17 protein-coding genes, 1 tRNA gene and 1 pseudogene are annotated in these 17,237 nt (G+C 60.2%); 10 read left to right on the forward strand and 9 right to left on the reverse strand.

All coding sequences use genetic code 11. The annotated features are described in order from the left end of the window. Nucleotides 1–2 precede the first annotated feature (2 nt). Genes HB780_RS23330 through HB780_RS23340 form a run of 3 tightly spaced genes read right to left on the reverse strand, consistent with a single transcriptional unit; the run spans nucleotide 3 to nucleotide 3,030 of the window. On the reverse strand, nucleotides 3–1,313 hold the full coding sequence (locus HB780_RS23330; protein ID WP_183689740.1) for an HlyC/CorC family transporter: 1,311 nt from the start codon (nucleotides 1,311–1,313) through the stop codon (nucleotides 3–5). Next, on the reverse strand, nucleotides 1,310–2,443 hold the full coding sequence (gene aroB / locus HB780_RS23335; protein ID WP_183689741.1) for a 3-dehydroquinate synthase: 1,134 nt from the start codon (nucleotides 2,441–2,443) through the stop codon (nucleotides 1,310–1,312). Before aroB ends, HB780_RS23330 begins: the two co-directional genes overlap by 4 nt. Next, nucleotides 2,440–3,030, reverse strand: coding sequence for a shikimate kinase (locus HB780_RS23340; protein ID WP_183689742.1), 591 nt, complete (start codon nucleotides 3,028–3,030; stop codon nucleotides 2,440–2,442). Before HB780_RS23340 ends, aroB begins: the two co-directional genes overlap by 4 nt. A gap of 160 nt (nucleotides 3,031–3,190) precedes the next feature. Here HB780_RS23340 and HB780_RS23345 point away from each other — a divergent pair, with 160 nt between their 5' ends. The 5 genes from HB780_RS23345 to HB780_RS23365 all read left to right on the forward strand — a co-directional run bounded on the left by HB780_RS23345 (nucleotide 3,191) and on the right by HB780_RS23365 (nucleotide 7,101). Beyond that, nucleotides 3,191–3,358 carry a hypothetical protein gene (locus HB780_RS23345; RefSeq protein WP_183689743.1) on the forward strand — a complete coding sequence of 56 codons (168 nt, stop codon included), beginning with the start codon at nucleotides 3,191–3,193 and terminating at the stop codon, nucleotides 3,356–3,358. A gap of 11 nt (nucleotides 3,359–3,369) precedes the next feature. Further along, nucleotides 3,370–4,329: a site-specific tyrosine recombinase XerD gene (gene xerD, locus HB780_RS23350; protein WP_183689744.1), complete on the forward strand. Its 960-nt coding sequence runs from the start codon at nucleotides 3,370–3,372 to the stop codon at nucleotides 4,327–4,329. A 64-nt stretch (nucleotides 4,330–4,393) separates the two neighbouring features. Next, nucleotides 4,394–5,347, forward strand: a complete 954-nt coding sequence (locus tag HB780_RS23355) for an acetyl-CoA carboxylase carboxyltransferase subunit alpha (protein WP_183689745.1) — start codon at nucleotides 4,394–4,396, stop codon at nucleotides 5,345–5,347. Between the two features lie 229 nt (nucleotides 5,348–5,576). Further along, nucleotides 5,577–6,875, forward strand: coding sequence for a L,D-transpeptidase family protein (locus HB780_RS23360; RefSeq protein WP_183689746.1), 1,299 nt, complete (start codon nucleotides 5,577–5,579; stop codon nucleotides 6,873–6,875). After that, nucleotides 6,868–7,101 (forward strand): sulfurtransferase TusA family protein, encoded by a 234-nt coding sequence (locus HB780_RS23365; protein ID WP_435693889.1) that lies wholly within the window; start codon nucleotides 6,868–6,870, stop codon nucleotides 7,099–7,101. The genes HB780_RS23360 and HB780_RS23365 overlap by 8 nt, the downstream gene beginning before the upstream one ends. 13 nt (nucleotides 7,102–7,114) lie before the next feature. Here HB780_RS23365 and HB780_RS23370 read toward each other — a convergent pair whose 3' ends face one another. Both HB780_RS23370 and HB780_RS23375 read right to left on the reverse strand, forming a co-directional pair. Continuing rightward, a complete protein-coding gene (locus HB780_RS23370; protein WP_183689747.1) occupies nucleotides 7,115–8,299 on the reverse strand; it encodes a CobW family GTP-binding protein in 1,185 nt (394 codons plus the stop codon). A gap of 13 nt (nucleotides 8,300–8,312) precedes the next feature. After that, nucleotides 8,313–9,483, reverse strand: a pseudogene (locus tag HB780_RS23375) (D-alanyl-D-alanine carboxypeptidase family protein). Between the two features lie 308 nt (nucleotides 9,484–9,791). Between HB780_RS23375 and HB780_RS23380 the strand changes: the two are divergent. Continuing rightward, nucleotides 9,792–10,952, forward strand: coding sequence for a M20 aminoacylase family protein (locus HB780_RS23380; RefSeq protein WP_183689748.1), 1,161 nt, complete (start codon nucleotides 9,792–9,794; stop codon nucleotides 10,950–10,952). A gap of 120 nt (nucleotides 10,953–11,072) precedes the next feature. Further along, nucleotides 11,073–11,149, forward strand: a tRNA-Arg gene (locus tag HB780_RS23385). Nucleotides 11,150–11,788: 639 nt separating this feature from the next. Here the strand turns inward: HB780_RS23385 and HB780_RS23390 are convergent. After that, on the reverse strand, nucleotides 11,789–12,295 hold the full coding sequence (locus HB780_RS23390; RefSeq protein ID WP_183689749.1) for a hypothetical protein: 507 nt from the start codon (nucleotides 12,293–12,295) through the stop codon (nucleotides 11,789–11,791). Between the two features lie 220 nt (nucleotides 12,296–12,515). Here HB780_RS23390 and HB780_RS23395 point away from each other — a divergent pair, with 220 nt between their 5' ends. Then, a complete protein-coding gene (locus HB780_RS23395; RefSeq protein ID WP_183689750.1) occupies nucleotides 12,516–13,028 on the forward strand; it encodes a P-loop NTPase family protein in 513 nt (170 codons plus the stop codon). 23 nt (nucleotides 13,029–13,051) lie between these two features. On the opposite strand, the gene HB780_RS23400 is transcribed toward HB780_RS23395, so the two are convergent. Continuing rightward, the gene (locus HB780_RS23400; RefSeq protein WP_183689751.1) at nucleotides 13,052–13,297 is read right to left on the reverse strand and encodes a DUF6074 family protein; all 246 of its coding nucleotides are present in this window, start codon (nucleotides 13,295–13,297) and stop codon (nucleotides 13,052–13,054) included. Between the two features lie 278 nt (nucleotides 13,298–13,575). Between HB780_RS23400 and HB780_RS23405 the strand changes: the two genes are divergently transcribed. After that, complete coding sequence (locus HB780_RS23405; protein WP_183689752.1) at nucleotides 13,576–14,169, forward strand: GNAT family N-acetyltransferase; 594 nt, start codon at nucleotides 13,576–13,578, stop codon at nucleotides 14,167–14,169. 33 nt (nucleotides 14,170–14,202) lie between these two features. Here HB780_RS23405 and HB780_RS23410 read toward each other — a convergent pair whose 3' ends face one another. Further along, nucleotides 14,203–14,469, reverse strand: a complete 267-nt coding sequence (locus HB780_RS23410; RefSeq protein WP_183689753.1) for a BON domain-containing protein — start codon at nucleotides 14,467–14,469, stop codon at nucleotides 14,203–14,205. Nucleotides 14,470–14,675: 206 nt separating this feature from the next. On the opposite strand from HB780_RS23410, the gene dxr reads away from it, so the two are divergent. Then, nucleotides 14,676–15,890: a 1-deoxy-D-xylulose-5-phosphate reductoisomerase gene (dxr, locus tag HB780_RS23415; protein ID WP_183689754.1), complete on the forward strand. Its 1,215-nt coding sequence runs from the start codon at nucleotides 14,676–14,678 to the stop codon at nucleotides 15,888–15,890. A 14-nt stretch (nucleotides 15,891–15,904) separates the two neighbouring features. On the opposite strand, the gene hemA is transcribed toward dxr, so the two are convergent. Beyond that, the gene (gene hemA / locus HB780_RS23420) at nucleotides 15,905–17,116 is read right to left on the reverse strand and encodes a 5-aminolevulinate synthase (protein WP_183697414.1); all 1,212 of its coding nucleotides are present in this window, start codon (nucleotides 17,114–17,116) and stop codon (nucleotides 15,905–15,907) included. Nucleotides 17,117–17,237 lie beyond the last annotated feature (121 nt).

A 17,237-nucleotide genomic window follows, 5' to 3' on the forward strand; every position in this document is an offset into this window, starting at 1 on the left:
CCCTACTCCGGCTTGTTCTCTTCCGTCTCGGCGGGGCGGATGCGGAGCTTGGTGATGCGGTTCTTTTCCCGCTTCATGACGATGAAGCGCTTGCCATAGAAGGTGAAGGCCTGGCGCTCTTCGGGTATGGTCATCGATTCGTGGATGACGAGACCGGCAATCGTCGTCGCCTCCTGGTCGGGCAAATTCCAGTCAAGCGCGCGATTGAGGTCGCGGATCGGCACGACGCCGTCGACGACGATCGAACCATCCGCCTCCTGGCGCACGCCCTGAATATCCAGATCGTGCTCATCGGCGATATCGCCGACGATCTCTTCCAGAATGTCTTCCAGCGTCACGATGCCCTGCACCTCGCCATATTCGTCGACGACGACGGCGAAATGCTGCTTGCGGCGCAGGAAGGCATTCAGCTGGTCTTCGAGATTGGTGCTGTCGGGCACGAACCAGGGCTTCTGGGCGATCTTGACGATATCCAGGTTCTCCGGCTCGGCATTCCGTTCCGCCAGCGCCCTCAGCAGGTCCTTGGCGTGCACGACGCCGATGATGTTGTCGATCGTGCCGCGCCAGAGCGGCATGCGCGTGTAGGGGCTGTCGAGAATGGCACGCACCACGACATCGGGTGGATCGTCGGCATTGATGGCGCGCATCGCCATGCGGTGGACCATGATGTCGGAGAGTTCCAGCTCGCCGAGATCGAGCACGCCGCCGAGACGGTCGCGATCGGCCTTGAACACCGACCCCTCGCGATGCAGCAGGTCAACGGCGCCGCGCAACTCCTCATGCGCCGACAGCATTGACACTTCCTTGGAGAGGTTGACGCCGAAGACACCAAGAATCTGCCGGACGATGGCATTGACGAAGCTCGATAACGGCCCGACCACGGCGACGAAGAAACGCACGGTGCCGGCGACGTTGAGTGCAAACCGATCCGGCGCCGAGATCGCCCAGCTTTTCGGCAGCACTTCCGCGAAGATGACGAGGACAACGGTCATGGCTACCGTCGCCAGCGCCACGCCGGAATTGCCGAACAGGCCCAGAAACACACTGGTCGCCAGTGACGACGCCAGAATATTGGCGAGATTGTTGCCAATCAGTAGCGCGCCGATCAGCCGGTCGCGGCGTTCGATCAGCTTGCGCACGATACCCGCTCGCTCGTCGCCATTGGCCTCCAGCGTGTGAATGCGGCTGCGCGAAGCCGCCGTCAGCGCTGTTTCCGAACCGGAAAAAAACGCCGAAAACAGCACCAGCACGATGATCGAGACGATCTCGGGCCAATATTCCAACAGAACCGCCAGTGTGCCTTCGACCGTCATTGCGGATGTTTTTCTTTGAGGAAGCTCAGAACTTCGGAGGACGGCACATCGTCGGCCACGAAGGACTGGCCGATGCCGCGGGTGAGAATGAAGGTGAGCTGGCCGCTCTTGACCTTCTTGTCCTGCGCGATCGCATCCATCAGCACTTCGGCCGGCGGCAGCTCGCCCGGAATATCGCCCATCCGCGTCGGCAGGCCGACTGTCTTCAGATGCGCCTCGACGCGCTTGGCGTCATCAGGGCTTGCCAGATTGAGGCGCGAGGAAAACTCATGCGCCAGCACCATGCCGATCGCAACACCCTCGCCATGTACCAGCCGCCGGCTGTCATAGGCGGTGGCGGCTTCCAGGGCGTGGCCGAAGGTATGGCCGAGATTGAGCAGCGCTCGCGGACCGTTTTCGCGCTCGTCGGCAACGACGACATCGGATTTCGCCTGGCAGCTCGCGGCGATCGCCTCGATGCGTGCCGCACCGCCGGAAAATACGTCCTGCCAGTTGGCCTCCAGCCAGGCAAAGAAATCCGGCTTGTCGATCAGGCCGTACTTGGCGACTTCGGCGTAACCGGCGCGGAATTCGCGTTTGCTGAGCGTGTTCAACACGTCGGTATCGGCGAGCACCAGATCCGGCTGATGGAAGACGCCGATCAGGTTCTTGCCGTGATGGGTGTTGATGCCGGTCTTGCCGCCGACGGAGGAATCCACCTGCGACAGCAGCGAAGTCGGCACCTGCACGAAACGAACGCCCCGGCGCACGATGCCGGCGGCAAAGCCGGAGAGGTCGCCGATCACGCCGCCGCCAAGCGCAATGACGGCATCGTTGCGCTCGATACGCGCGGTGAGCACAGCATCGCAGACGGTCATCAGATGCTCGAAGCTCTTGGTCTTCTCGCCGGCCGGCAGCACCAGGCTGGAGGACTGGATACCCGCCGCCTGCAGGCTCGCTACCAGCGCATCGAGATAGACCGGCGCGACGTTTTCGTCGGTGATGACGGCGGCCTTGCGGCCCTTCAACCTCGCCGCGATTTCCGCACCGGCTCGGGCGATCAAGCCCGGCCCGATCAAAATGTCATAGGCGCGGTCGCCGAGCGGGACGCGGACAAGGCGCTCTGCGGGTGCAGGTGTGATCGCATTCATGGTGTTGTGCTTTCCTGTCTCCCCTCGGTCATGGCCTCAAGGACTTCCTTGACCATGATTTCCTTGCTCACATCGCGCGACCAAACCACGAGATCGGCTTCCGCATAGATCGGATAGCGCGCGGTCATCAGTCTTTCGAGGGTTTGTTTCGGATTGTCTGTTTTGAGCAGCGGCCGCGTCTCACGTTTGCCGACGCGCTCCCACAGCACATCGAGATCGGCCTTCAGCCAGACCGACAAGCCGCTGCGTTTGACGTGCCGGCGCGTGCGTGCGTTGATGAAGGCGCCGCCGCCCGTGGAGACGACGCGCGGTCCGCCCTTGAGCAGCCGCTTGATCACCCGCGTTTCCAGCGCCCGGAATTCTTCCTCGCCGTAAGCGGCGAACAGTTCCGCGATCGTCATCCGCGACACGCGCTCAATCTCGATATCCGTATCGACGAAAGGGATACCGAGCTGGTTTGCGACCAGCCGGCCAATCGAGGACTTTCCTGCCCCCATCAGCCCAACAAGGACAAGATTGCGCGCACCCAATGCGGCACGCGCTCTGTCTTTGAGGCTTTCTCCAAGGGTCAGGACTTGTTCACTCATCGGCCCATTCACAATTTGTTTGGAAACGGTATCGTCAAATGCGCCTGTAGCGTCAAGACGCCGTGACGTAAACATCTCTGCAATATCCTTCGGCTAACGCTTGATGGATATGATTACAATATGTCACCGGACCAATGATTGGGACGAGGAGAGTTTCTGAATGCCGACCCTGTTTCGCTTCCTCGTCATCTGCGCGGTGATCGCCGGATCGGTGTATGGGGCAATGTGGGCTCTAGTTCTCTTCGTCGACCCACAGCCCCGCGACGTGACGATCCGCCTGCCGTCGGAACGCGTCAACCCGCCGGCAACCGGTTCGGTGAAACCATGAGGGCCGAGGTCATGGCGAGGGATTTGAGCCGCGTCCATATGGAAGCCTTTCTGGAAATGATGAGCGCGGAACGCGGCGCGGCCGTCAACACGCTGCAATCCTATGAGCGCGACCTCGACGACCTTCACTCCTTTCTGTCCGAGCGCAGCGTCCGTCTGACGGAGGCAGGATCGAACGATCTCGGTGCCTATCTCTCCGGCCTCTCCCGCCAGGGCTTCAAGCCGTCGTCGCAGGCGCGAAGGCTTTCGGCCATGCGCCAGTTCTACAAGTTCCTCTATTCCGAGGGCTTGCGTACGGATGACCCCACCGGCATTCTCGACGCACCGAAGAAAGGAAGACCCCTCCCAAAAACCATGGGGGTCGAAGAGGTGACCCGTCTTCTTACCCAGGCCGAACAGGAAGCCGCGACGGACGGTCCCGATCAATTGCAACGCCTTCGCATGCTGGTTCTCCTGGAACTGCTCTATGCCACCGGCATGCGCGTCAGCGAACTCGTTACCCTGCCGGCCAAGGTGCTGGACCAGGAGGGGCGTTTCCTGATGATCCGGGGCAAGGGCAACAAGGAGCGGCTGGTGCCGCTGTCGCAATCGGCCATCGCGACATTGAAAGCCTATGGCAAGCTGCAGGCGCGGGTGGCGGCAAGCGCCAAACAATCGGCACCGGAGAGCCCCTGGCTCTTTCCCGCCGCCTCCAAGCAAGGCTACCTGCCGCGGCAGGTTTTCGCGCGCGATCTGAAAGATCTTGCCATCCGCGCCGGTCTGACACCGTCGCTGATCTCGCCGCATGTCATGCGTCATGCCTTCGCCAGCCACCTGCTTGCCAACGGCGCAGATTTGCGCGTGGTGCAGGAATTACTCGGCCATTCCGACATTTCGACGACACAAATCTATACACATGTGCTGGAAGAACGCCTTCACCAGCTGGTGCAAACGCATCACCCCCTTGCCAAACAGGGCAAAAAACAGGAATAGGACCGGCACATAGATTTATACGGGCCGTCTCTCGTCACAGGCAAAAGGATCGGAAACGCACCTCATGCATAATTATCTCGACTTCGAAAAACCCATCTCGGACCTCGAAGGCAAGATTCACGAGCTCAAGAAGCTCGCGAGCGAAGATGAGAGCATCGACACTTCAGACGAAGTGGGCCGGCTCGAGATTCGCGTTCGCGAGTCGATGGCCGACATCTATTCCAAACTCAACGCCTGGCAGAAGACGCAGGTCGCCCGCCATCCGCAGCGCCCGCATTTCGTCGACTATGCCAAAGCGCTGTTCACGGAATTTACGCCGCTGGCCGGCGACCGCAAATTTTCCGAGGATGCCGCCATCCAGGCGGGCTTTGCCCGCTTCCGTGGCCAGCCCATCGCCATCATCGGTCAGGAAAAGGGCAACGACACCAAGTCGCGCCTGAAGCATAATTTCGGCAGCGCCCGTCCCGAGGGTTACCGCAAGGCGATCCGCGTCCTGGAAATGGCCGACCGCTTCGGGCTGCCGGTCATCACCCTGGTCGACACGGCAGGCGCCTATCCCGGCGTCGGAGCCGAAGAGCGCGGCCAGGCGGAAGCGATTGCCCGCTCCACCGAAATGTGTCTGGGCGTCAAGGTACCGATCATCTCCGTCGTCATCGGCGAAGGCGGCTCGGGCGGCGCTATCGCGATTGCCACCGGCAACCGCGTCTATATGCTCGAACATTCGATCTACAGCGTGATTTCGCCCGAAGGCGCGGCCTCCATCCTCTGGCGCGATTCCACACGCGCCAAGGAAGCCGCCACCAACATGAAAATCACCGCCGAAGACCTGAAGGGGCTTGGGATCATCGACGGCATCATCCCCGAACCGCTCGGCGGCGCGCATCGCGACCCGCAGATGGTGATCGCGGCGGCCGGCGACGTGATTTTCAACGCGCTCGGCGAACTCTCCAGCCGCTCGGGCGAACAATTGCGCGGCGACCGCCGTCAGAAATTCCTAAATATTGGCCGCAATCTCTGACGCAGGTCGATAATCGCTATCTTTCCAAACGAGAATGAGGCCAAATCTTGGCCACATTCTTGTTGTCGAACCGTTAATGGCAAAGAAAAGCTTGCGAGTGCGCCGCAGGCGCGTCATAGGCTGGTAAGGAATTATCAAGTATAAACCGTCTATGCTTCCATTTAATGTTTCGAAAGGGGCGGCGAAACAGATCGTACGGCCGCTCTTCGCATCTATGGGCTACGTCAGAATGCGCATCCGTCACCTTGCCTATATGTCTCTGATCGCGCTGGCTCTCGCCGGCTGCAACGACGCGCTCGATACCGCGTCGATTGACCTGTCGAAGGTAAAGAACAAGGTCGAGCAGCCGCTCCCCGACCGCATCCTTGCCGACATGACCAAAAAGGGCATGGACCGCAATTCGCCGATCATGATCCGTATCTTCAAGGAAGAAGGTACGATGGAGATCCTCAAGGCGAACCAGAACAACCGCTTCGAGGTGATCGCCAGCTACAGCATCTGCGCCTGGTCCGGTCGTCTCGGCCCGAAGGTGAAGGAAGGCGACCGGCAGGCTCCGGAAGGCTTCTACAATCTGACGCCGGCCAACCTCAATCCGAATTCCAAATACTATCTCGCCATCAATACCGGCTTTCCGAACCGCTATGACGCCGCCAATGGCCGCAGCGGCAACAACCTGATGATCCATGGCGCCTGCTCGTCGTCGGGCTGCTATTCGATGACCGACCAGCAGGTGCTGGAAATCTACGCCTTCGCGCGCGACGCCTTCAAGGGCGGCCAGAAGACAATCCAGCTGGAAGCCTTCCCCTTCCGCATGACGGCGGAAAACATGGTCAAGCACCGCCTCAGCTCCAATATCGAATTCTGGAAAATGCTGAAGGTCGGCTATGACAATTTCGAGGTGACGAAGCGTCCGCCGGAAGTCGAAGTCTGCGAGAAGAAATACGTCTTCAACCAGCAGGCCAGCGGCCCGTTCACCGCCGGTGGCAAATGCCCCGTTATGACGACACCGCCGGCGCTGCAGACCGCGCTCGCAACCTATGACAAGCAATATCAGGCCGACTACAGTACCACGCTGAAGAAATTCGACGGCATGGCCTGGTATGACCCGACCGAAGCCGAACGCAAGGCCGTCGTCGCCAAGCAACGCAAGGGCCACGACCTCGCCTATGCCCCGACCGGCACAGCACTCGCCGCCGGCAAGATGATGAAGGTCGCCGACCTGGAATCGATGATGTCGAACCAGTCGGCACAGCAGATTGCCCGTGGCGCCACCACCGCCAATCCGACGACCGCCAGTATCCGCATGGCAACGGCGGATCCAGGCCCCATCGCACTGCAGCCAGCTCAGACCGGCGACATCGCTATCGCGGCCAACATCCCCGCGAATGTGCCGATCCCAATGGCGAACCCCATGAACCCCATGGTCAGCGCCCCGCTCGCCTACGCGCCGCCTCCGCCGGTGGAAACCGCGCAAACCGACACGGCCAAGAAGCCACCCTTCTGGAAGTTCTGGGCCAAGGGTGAATAGGCTGGACGACGGGGTTTACGATTTGCGCGGGCTGAAATGCCCGCTCCCCGTTCTGAAGACCGAAAAGCGCCTGCGCGGCATGTCGTCCGGGACGATATTGACGGTCGAGACCAGCGATCCCTTGGCAATCATCGACATCCCGCATTTCTGCAACGAAAACGGCCATGCCCTGCTGGCGAGCGAAAATACCGGCAGCGGCCATCGCTTCACGATCCGCAAGACGTAGCTTTATTCGGAAATCAGAATCGCATGCCCGGAACGGCCAGCGGATTGTCCTGAAGCGCGGCGCGATCCGGCTTGTCGATGCTCGGCTTGCTCAGGAACGCGTCGAACAGGCCCTTCACGAAATCTTCCGGTAGATCCTTGGTAATGATCACCATGCGCGTACGCCGGTCGTTCGGATCGGGCCATGCCGGCAGACGCACCGGTGGATGGAAGATATTCTGCACGCCATGCAGCACCACCGGGCGCTCCGGCCTGTCGGACACCGAAACGATCGCCTTCATGCGCAAAAGCTTTTCGCCATGCGCGGACCGCAGGAGATCGATGAACATTTCCAGCGCGACCGGATCGATCGGCTGCGTTTCGATGATCGAGAGGGACCGGATCGAGCCGTCGTGACGGTTCACATCATGGGCATGCTGATGACGGTGGCCGTGATGATGGTCATGGTGGTGATGGTGCCCATCGTCATGGTGATGGTCGTGATCATGCCCATGGTCGTGGTGATGATGATCATCGTCCGCCTCCAGCTCGTCATGCAGCCAGCGGCCGACATCGGCGATCTTCGAAGCGGGATCATAGAGGCCGTTGACGAGAATGGCGGCGCGGCCGGCCTCCTCGCTGTCGGCATTCAGCATCTGCGCCCGCGGATTGAGTGTCCTTAGCCGGCTTTCCAACGCACCGGCGGGAGCAGCGCCCTCGATACCGGTCTTGGAGACGATCAGCCGATCGGCGACCGCCACCTGCTTGCGTGCTTCCTCGTGATTGTCGAGGGTCTGCAATCCGTTGACGGCGTCGACGATGGTGATCACGCCGTCCAGATCGAAATTGTTGGCGATGATCGGATTGCCCATGATCGACTGCATCACCGGCGCTGGATCGGCAAGGCCTGTTGTCTCGATGACGACGCGCTTCAGCGGCCGGATGCGGCCGGTCTGCATGGCGTCCATCAGGTTCGCCAGCGTATCCACAAGCTCGCCACGTACGGTGCAGCAGAGGCAGCCATCGGAGAGCTCGATGATGGCGTCGCCGGAGCTTTCAACCAGAAGATGGTCGATGCCGACATCGCCGAACTCGTTGATGATGACGGCCGCGTCGCGCATGTCCGGATCCTTGAGGATGCGGTTCAGAAGCGTCGATTTGCCGGCTCCGAGAAAGCCGGTGAGGATCGATACCGGCACCCTATGCTGCGGATTGCTCATGGGTCAGGTCCGATCAGAAGGTGGGACGCGGCATGGGGATCGGGATGCCGGCGGCGGCGGAACCCGAAGTGGCGAGCTTGTCACCCTTCGTGGTCTTGTCGCCCTTGGCCGTCAGGTCGGTCTTGTCGCCCTTGCTGGCGGTCACGGCATCCTGCCCGCCGATCAGGCCGGCATAGACGAAATTCGGGTCGTGATCCATTTCGTGGATATAGGGCGAGGTCACCTTCATGCGGCCGGCTTCGTCGCGCGTTTCGCTGCGGGATCTTTGCGCCCTTGGCGCTGCAGATTTCGGCGGTGAGGTCGGCGACCTGATCCTGGCCCGGCCCATAGGGCCTGAGGTTCGCCAGCGTGTCCTTACCCGAAAACTGGTTCTGGAAACCCTTTTCCAGGAAATTGGCGGAATCGTCGGCGCGCGCGGCCAGACTGTCCGTGCCGAGCACGACCGAGATCAGCGTACGGCCATTGCGGGTGGCGGACGCAATCTGATTGAAACCGGCAGCGCAGATAAAGCCGGTCTTCATGCCGTCGGCGCCATCGTAGCGACCGATCAGCATGTTGATGTTCGGCACCTGCTTGACGCCGTTGGTAAAGCCTTCCAGCGAGAAATAGCCGGCATATTGCGGGAATTCGCGACGCAAGGCGACGCTGAGAACCGCAAGGTCACGCGCGGTCGTATATTGGCCCTGGCCGGGCAGGCCGTTGGGATTGATGAAGTGCGTATCCAGCATCCCGAGACGGGCGGCTTCCGCATTCATCCGCGCGACGAAGCCCTGCTGGGAGCCGCCGATCGTCTCGGAAACGGCCATGGCGAGGTCGTTGGCGGACTTGACCAGCATCATCTTCAAGGCATTGTCGAGCGTCATCTTCTGGCCCGGCTTGAAATACATCTTCGCGGCCGGCTGCGCGGAGGCAAGCTTGGACATGACGACGGGCGTGTCGAGCGAGACCTGCCCGGACTGGATAGCGCGGAAGGTGACGTAAGCCGTCATCAGCTTGGTCAGCGAGGCGGGATACCACTTGCTGAAGGCTTCCTGATGATCGAGTACACGCCCGGTATTGGCCTCGACGAGGACGTGCGGATTGGCATCAGCCACCTCAGCGGTCGACACGAAAAGCATGGATGCGGCGGCGGCCATGGGAACAAGCCGCAAGGCGGCATACAAACGATTCTGCTTCGTCGGCACGATCTATCCTTCAGAAGTCCTAAATTCTCTCGAAAGCTCCGCTTATTTAACCTATATGGCTAGGAGAAGGCAAAGGCGATCGACGAGTTTATTTACCCGGAGTGCCACACATTCGCCGATGGCGAAAAGGGTACTCCAGTTCCATGAACTCAGACCATCATACCCTTTTTCGACAGGAAAGTGGATGGTCTGGGATCACAGTCTTTTGATTATGCGCAGCGCGTTGAAAAGGGCGATGCGATATTGAAACATGTGTGCCAGACCGAGTGCCGAACCCGAATCCGTTAGTGAGCAGCAGGAAAGTCAATATGCCGATCTTGAACAGAGCCGCCGAACTCCAGGACGAAGTGACCGAATGGCGCCGCCATATTCATACGAACCCAGAGCTCCTCTACGCGGTGGAAAAGACCGCCGCCTTTGTTGCCGAGAAGCTCAAGGCGTTCGGCGTCGATGAAGTCGTCACCGGCATCGGCCGCACCGGCGTCGTCGGCCTGATCCGCGGCAAAGGCCCCGGCCGCACTGTCGGCCTGCGCGCCGACATGGATGCGCTGCCGCTCACCGAAATCTCCGGCAAACCCTGGGCCTCCACCACGCCCGGCAAGATGCATGCCTGCGGCCATGACGGCCACACCGCCATGCTGCTGGGAGCCGCTAAATATCTCGCCGAGACCCGCAATTTCAGCGGCAACGTTGCCGTGATCTTCCAGCCCGCCGAAGAGGGCGGCGCCGGCGGCGACGCCATGGTCAAGGACGGCATGATGGAGCGCTTCGAGATCGCCGAAGTCTACGGCATGCACAATCTGCCAGGCTTGCCGGTCGGCCAGTTCGCCATCCGCAAGGGCCCGATCATGGCGGCGACGGACGAATTTACCGTTACCATCAAGGGTCGCGGCGGCCATGCCGCCCTGCCGCACAAGACGATCGACCCGATCGCCATCGGCGCCCAGATCGTCACCAACCTGCAGCTGATCGCCTCGCGCAGCACCGACCCGCTGAAGTCCGTGGTCGTCACCGTCACCAAGTTCAATGCCGGCAACGCCTATAACGTCATTCCTGATAATGCCGGTTTCGCCGGCACCGTGCGCACCCTCGATCCTGATATCCGCGATCTCGCCGAGCGGCGCTTCAAGCAGATCGTCGCCGGCATCGCCGCCAGCCATGACGCCGAGGTCGATATCCAGTTCCACCGCAACTATCCGGTGACCTTCAACCACGCCGACGAGACCGAGTACGCGCTTGCCGCCGCCCAGGATATCGCTGGCGTGGGCAACGTCACCCCCGATGTCGATCCGATGATGGGCGGCGAGGATTTCTCCTACATGCTGAACGCCCGCCCCGGCGCCTTCATCTTCGTCGGCAACGGCGACACGGCGGGCCTGCACAACGCCGCCTACGACTTCAACGACGAAGCCATCGCCCACGGCGTCTCCTACTGGGTCCGCCTCGCCGAACAGCGTTTGAACGCCTGAGACCTAGCCACCATTTTCCGTGCGCCCGACCGGGGCGCACGGCAGCACAAAAGCGAATTGTCCCTAGGACGTAAAAGGGCTTGGCTTCGCGCCTTTGCTTTTGTATGGATCATCTCAAGTGGTCTCGTAGCTCAGCAGGATAGAGCACCAGATTCCTAATCTGGGGGTCACGCGTTCGAATCGCGTCGAGATCACCATTGAATTCAATAGGTTATGGTAAAATTTGCGCACAATTCTGTGTGCGCCAGTCATTTACAGGAAATTTCAGGCGTTGGCGGGGATTCGGTGGCGCATGAATGGTACACGAATCCTGAGGCTCTAGTCGAAATGCCGGCAAGCCGAAGAGCACGATACTTGTAGCAGGCAGCCGTTTTCAACAATCCCCCTGATGGCCTTGCGGAAAATATTGATCGTCTAGCGCGCTATGCCTGTCCTTATGGCGATCCGCACGACAAATCCCGGAGTTGGGTTTACGCCATACCTTTACCACCGACGTGCGCAGGCCCAATTTCGCCGATGCTATCGAGGTCGATACCATTCATTTTGCGAGAGGCGATCGGCTCTCCCGGCGTGATGGGACTTACTGTCCAGCAATATTCAAATCCATCCGGCCGAGCGTACGCAACTGCAATGCTTCCACCAACATCGCCTCGCCCGTCACGGGCCATTTGATCTATTGCATGCTTAGGAAGCCGCGAGAGACCCTGTTTCTGGAATGAAGGCAGCAACTCGCGAAACTTTTCCTGTTGGCTGCCCACCGCCACTATGTCTCCGTCTTTGCAACCTCTTTTCGTCAACGACACACTAAGGCCCGTTGAAACGTCGTCACGAACATTTCAAATCTGCAAATCATTCGAGACCGGGCATCCGCCGAATAAGAGAAAGTCCGCCAGATTCGGCGTTCCCATGTCATTGGTTGCTGATCGAAAATCGCGGACGTACACTTCGGTGATCTTGCGTAGCAACTCACCAATATCCGACAGTTTCGGCACTGCGCCGTGCTCTATCGTTTCCAACGACTGACATAAACTTGTAACAGTGGCTATAACCTGTGAAGCGATCAGGATATTTCCGGCGAAAACAACACCCAGCCGCCGAATGAAATGAGGCTGGTAGACAACGGGATAACCCGCGGGATCGATGCTCGCTGTCTGTCTGCACATCATTAGAAGCGGGAATATCTTCGCTCCTGAATCGGAAGTCACTATGAGACCGGACTTTCCAGGTCGAGATAGTCTCGTGTCTGACACGCACCAAAGGACATCTTCCTCCCGCCATACAGCAGCTATCGTCATCACGCCCCCAACTTCCAAGATACATTCATCAGCAATGTTGTGTTGCATGGCAAGGCCATCAGCATGGGAAGCTCGGTTTATCGAGTTGACTACAATGATTGCGCAGCAAAATTATAATGCGCAACAGACCTGCCGGATTGTGCTCTGAACACTCAGATTCGTAATCTGGGGCACGCGTTCGAATCGCGTCGAGATCACCACCCATCTTCTTCCTGAAACGACCACATCCGTCTTTGCGCCAACGCCTTCGTCAGGTTATATTTCACCCATGACCCGAGTAATGGTGATCGGCAATGCCGGCGGCGGAAAGTCGACAATGTGCAGGGCGTTGAGCACTGCACACGCGCTCCCCTATTACGCAATCGACAGGATCCAGTGGAAGCCGAATTGGGTTCAGGCGTCTCGGTCTGAATTTATCGCCTCCCACGAAGCCTGGCTTTCGCAAGAGCGCTGGCTGATCGATGGCTATGGATCGTGGGACTCCGTCCAACGTCGCATGGACATGGCGGATACGATCGTTTTCGTCGATCATCCGATCTGGGTTCACTATTGGTGGGCGGCCAAGCGCCAGGTGAAGTCACTTTTTCTTGGCCGTCCAGACGGGCCTGAGGGATGCCCGATGTTTCCGGTGACCATTCGTCTCTTCAAGATGATGTGGACGCTGCATCGGGACATGCGTCCGAAACTGCTCGCCGCCATCGAAGCCCATCGCGGGCACGCCCGGATCATCCACATTCGATCGCCAAAACAGCTTGCCGCCTTCGCCGCCGATCCATGCTAGGCGATGATCGAGCTTGGAAAGACCTAGGCCAGAGCCTCTTCCGCGGCGAACACCAGCTCCAGCTCCGTCTGAACCGCGCGCATGAACAGGCTGGCCTGATGACCAATCTCATCCTCGGCGACACCCTGTCCCCGGAGTCCGGCTGCAAATCCGGCCATTTCCGATCGCCAAAAGCGATTTGCCGCCTCACCATGCAATTGCTGCAGGGCTTCGGCACACCGTCTCACATCAGCGGTGCGTCTGTCGGCCGGGAACTGTAGAAGCGTCATACCATCTCCGTCTTGCGGTTCGAATCACACAGGAATGCCGCTACCATCGCCGCCAGTTCTTCATAAAACGTGAACCATCTCGGAAGATTGCGCTCAAACGGCCAGTAGAGATGCCTGCCCAAACCGGCATATGCGCGTGCATTCGCTTGTCCGCTAGGCTGCCCCCGGCTCGCCGGTCGGCTTTTGCATATTGCCCTTGCAATTCGATGCGCCAGTTCGGATTGCTATTTTTTACATCCGAACACGATCGGCATTGTAGTCTCGGGCTAGGAATAGACATGGCGAAGCATCAAGCGACCGCGAGCTCCATCGTCCTGGCTGAACCAAGTCTGGCGAACCTGTCCGGCTTCGAGGAAGCGCTTGCAAAGGGATGGTCACCCGACCCTCGGCGCCAGAAGGATACGGCCCATGTCGAAACCGAACTGGCGGCACTCAGACATGACGGGGCGGACTTCCTCGCTCGCCTGACATCCGGCGAGATCATTGCCACTTCGGTGTCCAATCGCGAGCCTCAACGCCTGGTTCTCAGGCCATTCTGGATCTGGGATGGAGAATTCTGCGGCTACATCACGCTTCGTCATCTACCGGGAACAAGCCAATTACCGCTTCATCTACCGGGCCATGTGGGCTACTCGATTGTCCCGTGGAAACAAGGCAGAGGATACGCCACCCAGGCACTTCAGCTCTTGCTGCCAATTGCCGCCCAAGCGGGCTTCGAGAGACTAGGCATCATCTGCAACGAAGATAACCGTGCCTCGAGGCGAGTCATCGAAAAGGCGGGCGGCATACTCCACCGCACGGGTGCCGATCCGTCGGACGCTCCGGATACGACCAAACTGTTCTTTTGGCTGGCGACCGGGCGCGGCTTGTAAATCTATCTGCAGTGCCGCCGTTTCCCGTGCTCATCACCCGACCAGTATCCTGTTCCTCACCAGCCTCACCCCCGCCATCGCCTCTGCTACCGCGCTCGCGCGCTTCACCTCGCCCAGTGTCGCCACCGTTCCGCCGAGGCGGATTTCCTGGCCGACGGCGGTGACCGTGACGTCTGAGGCGTCAAGGCCGCCGGCGACGGCGAGCGCATTGGCAACCTCGCATTCCAGCGCCGAACGCATCGCGTTTTCGCTTTCGATCGCCGGTGCAATGCCGTGAAATGTAGCTGCCTTGAAAACCATTACCTGCCTGTCTCCTGCGGTTTCGCCGAGATGAAACGTGGCATTCGGCAAATGGTTCACCGGATGCCTGTAAATTATCATTAAAATCAGTAATCTCCGGAGCGGTGGACCGGAGCAGACATTCGCCGCGATGGCTGCGGACTTGCCGCTCTCCGCGATCCCCTGTAGAGCCATGAGCGACGACAGCGAGATGCGGATACTTGGAAATGACAACCGGCAGCAGGGCGCCACGCCGCCTGACGATATTGGGTTCGACCGGCTCGATCGGCCAGAACACGCTCGACGTCATTGCCCAGCTGGGCGGACGCGACGCCTTCGAGATCGCCGCGATCACCGGACACGACAATATCGATCTTCTGGCAAGCCAGGCGAAAGCCTGTGGCGCCGCGCTTGCCGTTACCGCCAATGAAGACCGCTACCAGGCGCTGAAGGAAGCGCTAGCCGGCACCGGCATCGCCGTCGCCGCCGGCCGGAACGCGCTGATCGAGGCCGCCTCCATTCCCTCGGACTGGGTGATGGCGGCGATCGTCGGCACGGCGGGCCTGGCGCCAACGCTGGAGGCCGCGCGCCGGGGTGCCGATATCGCCCTTGCCAACAAGGAATGCCTGGTCTCAGCCGGCGACCTCTTCGTTCGCGCCGTCAGCGAAGGCGGCGGGCGACTGATCCCGGTCGACAGCGAACACAGTGCCATTTTTCAAGCGCTGGAAGACGACCAGCAGCATGCGGTCGAGCGCATCATCCTGACGGCCTCCGGTGGCCCCTTCCGCACATGGTCGCGCGAGCAGATGGCCAATGTCACGCCGGCGACCGCGCGCGCTCACCCGAACTGGTCCATGGGCTTCAAGATCTCCATCGGCAGTGCCTCTATGTTCAACAAGGCGCTGGAGATGATCGAGGCGAAACACCTGTTCAACGTCCGGCCGGACCAGATCGAAGTCGTGGTCCATCCGCAATCCGTCATTCATTCCATGGTCGGTTATACCGATGGCTCGGTGCTGGCGCAGCTCGGCTGTCCGGACATGCGCACAGCCATCGGCTACGCCCTGACTTATCCGTCCCGCACGAAACTCGACGTCGAGCGGCTGGACTTTACCAAGCTGGCGCGGCTGGATTTCGAGGCGCCGGATGAGGTTCGCTTCCCGGCGCTGCGTCTGGCGCGCACCGCCATGGAGCGCGGCGGGCTGCAGGGCGCCATCATGAATGCGGCCGAGGAAATCGCCTTCCAGGCCTTCGTGGACGGCCGCATCGGCTTCCTGGAAATGGCCGATATCGCCGAAGCCGTCATGGACCAGATGATCGCCACCGGCGCCGCCGAGACCATGGATGCCGTCTTTGCCGCCGATGAAGAGGCACGCGGACGCGCGGGCGTCCTTGTGGCGCAAAAGAAAAGGCCGCGTAAACAGCGGCCATTCCCCAATTAAATGTAAACGATGACTTACGCCACAGCCCTTGCGAGCGCACAGCGTGACCAGAGCGCGTGCAGCGCGCCGACCAGATGCTCGATATCGGCGTCCGAATGCAGCGGCGTCGGCGTGATGCGCAGGCGCTCGGTCTTCTTCGGCACGGTCGGGTAGTTGATCGGCTGGACATAGACGCCGTTGTCGAGCAGGAGATCGGAGATCCACTTGCACTTGGCGGCGTCGCCGACCAGAACCGGCACGACATGGCTCGGGTTCGGCATATGCGGGATGCCGGCGACATCCAGCTGGGCGCGTAGCCGGCGGACACGGTCCTGATGGCGGGCGCGCTCGAACTGGCTGACCTTCAGGTGCTGGATCGAGGCAACGGCGCCAGCGGCAAGCGACGGCGGCAGCGATGTCGTGAAGATGAAGCCGGAGGAAAACGAGCGGATGTAATCACACAATGCTGTCGACGCGGCGATGTAGCCGCCCATGACGCCGAATGCCTTGCCGAGCGTGCCTTCGATCACCGTCAGACGGTCCATCAGGCCTTCGCGCTCGGCAATCCCGCCGCCGCGCGGGCCGTACATACCGACGGCATGCACTTCGTCGAGATAGGTCATCGCGCCGTATTTGTCGGCGAGATCGCAGATTTCCTTGATCGGCGCGATATCGCCATCCATCGAATAGACGCTCTCGAAAGCGATCAGCTTCGGCGCCTTCGGATCGGCGGCCTTGAGCTTGGCTTCGAGATCATGAAGATCGTTATGCTTCCAGATGACCTTGCCGCACTTCGCATGGCGAATGCCCTCGATCATCGACGCATGGTTCAGCGCGTCCGAGAAGACAATCAGGCCGGGAATGCGCGCACCAAGCGTGCCGAGCGTCGCCCAGTTGGAGATATAGCCGGAGGTAAAGATCAGAGCGGATTCCTTGCCGTGCAGATCGGCGAGCTCCTGCTCAAGCAGAACATGGTAGTGGTTGGTGCCAGAAATATTCCGGGTGCCTCCCGCACCCGCGCCACAGTGATCGATCGCCTCTTTCATCGCCTCGATCACTTTCGGATGCTGGCCCATGCCGAGATAGTCGTTGGAGCACCAGACCGTCACTTCCTGCGGGCCGTTGGGCGTATGCCGCGTCGCGCGCGGAAAGCTGCCGCGATGACGCTCCAGATCGGCGAACACACGGTAGCGGCCTTCCTTGTGCAGCCCGTCCAGTTCACCCTTAAAAAATGCTTCGAAATCCATCGTCTGCTCCAGAACCATGCAACCGTTTTTCATGAATGCCGGTCCGCACGTCAACCCCTCAACATTGCTTTCACGCCCCACTGCGGCAAATGGCCCTTAATTTTGAACAATTCTAGACAAG

The organism is Rhizobium lusitanum (genome assembly GCF_014189535.1).
Classification (GTDB): domain Bacteria; phylum Pseudomonadota; class Alphaproteobacteria; order Rhizobiales; family Rhizobiaceae; genus Rhizobium; species Rhizobium lusitanum_C.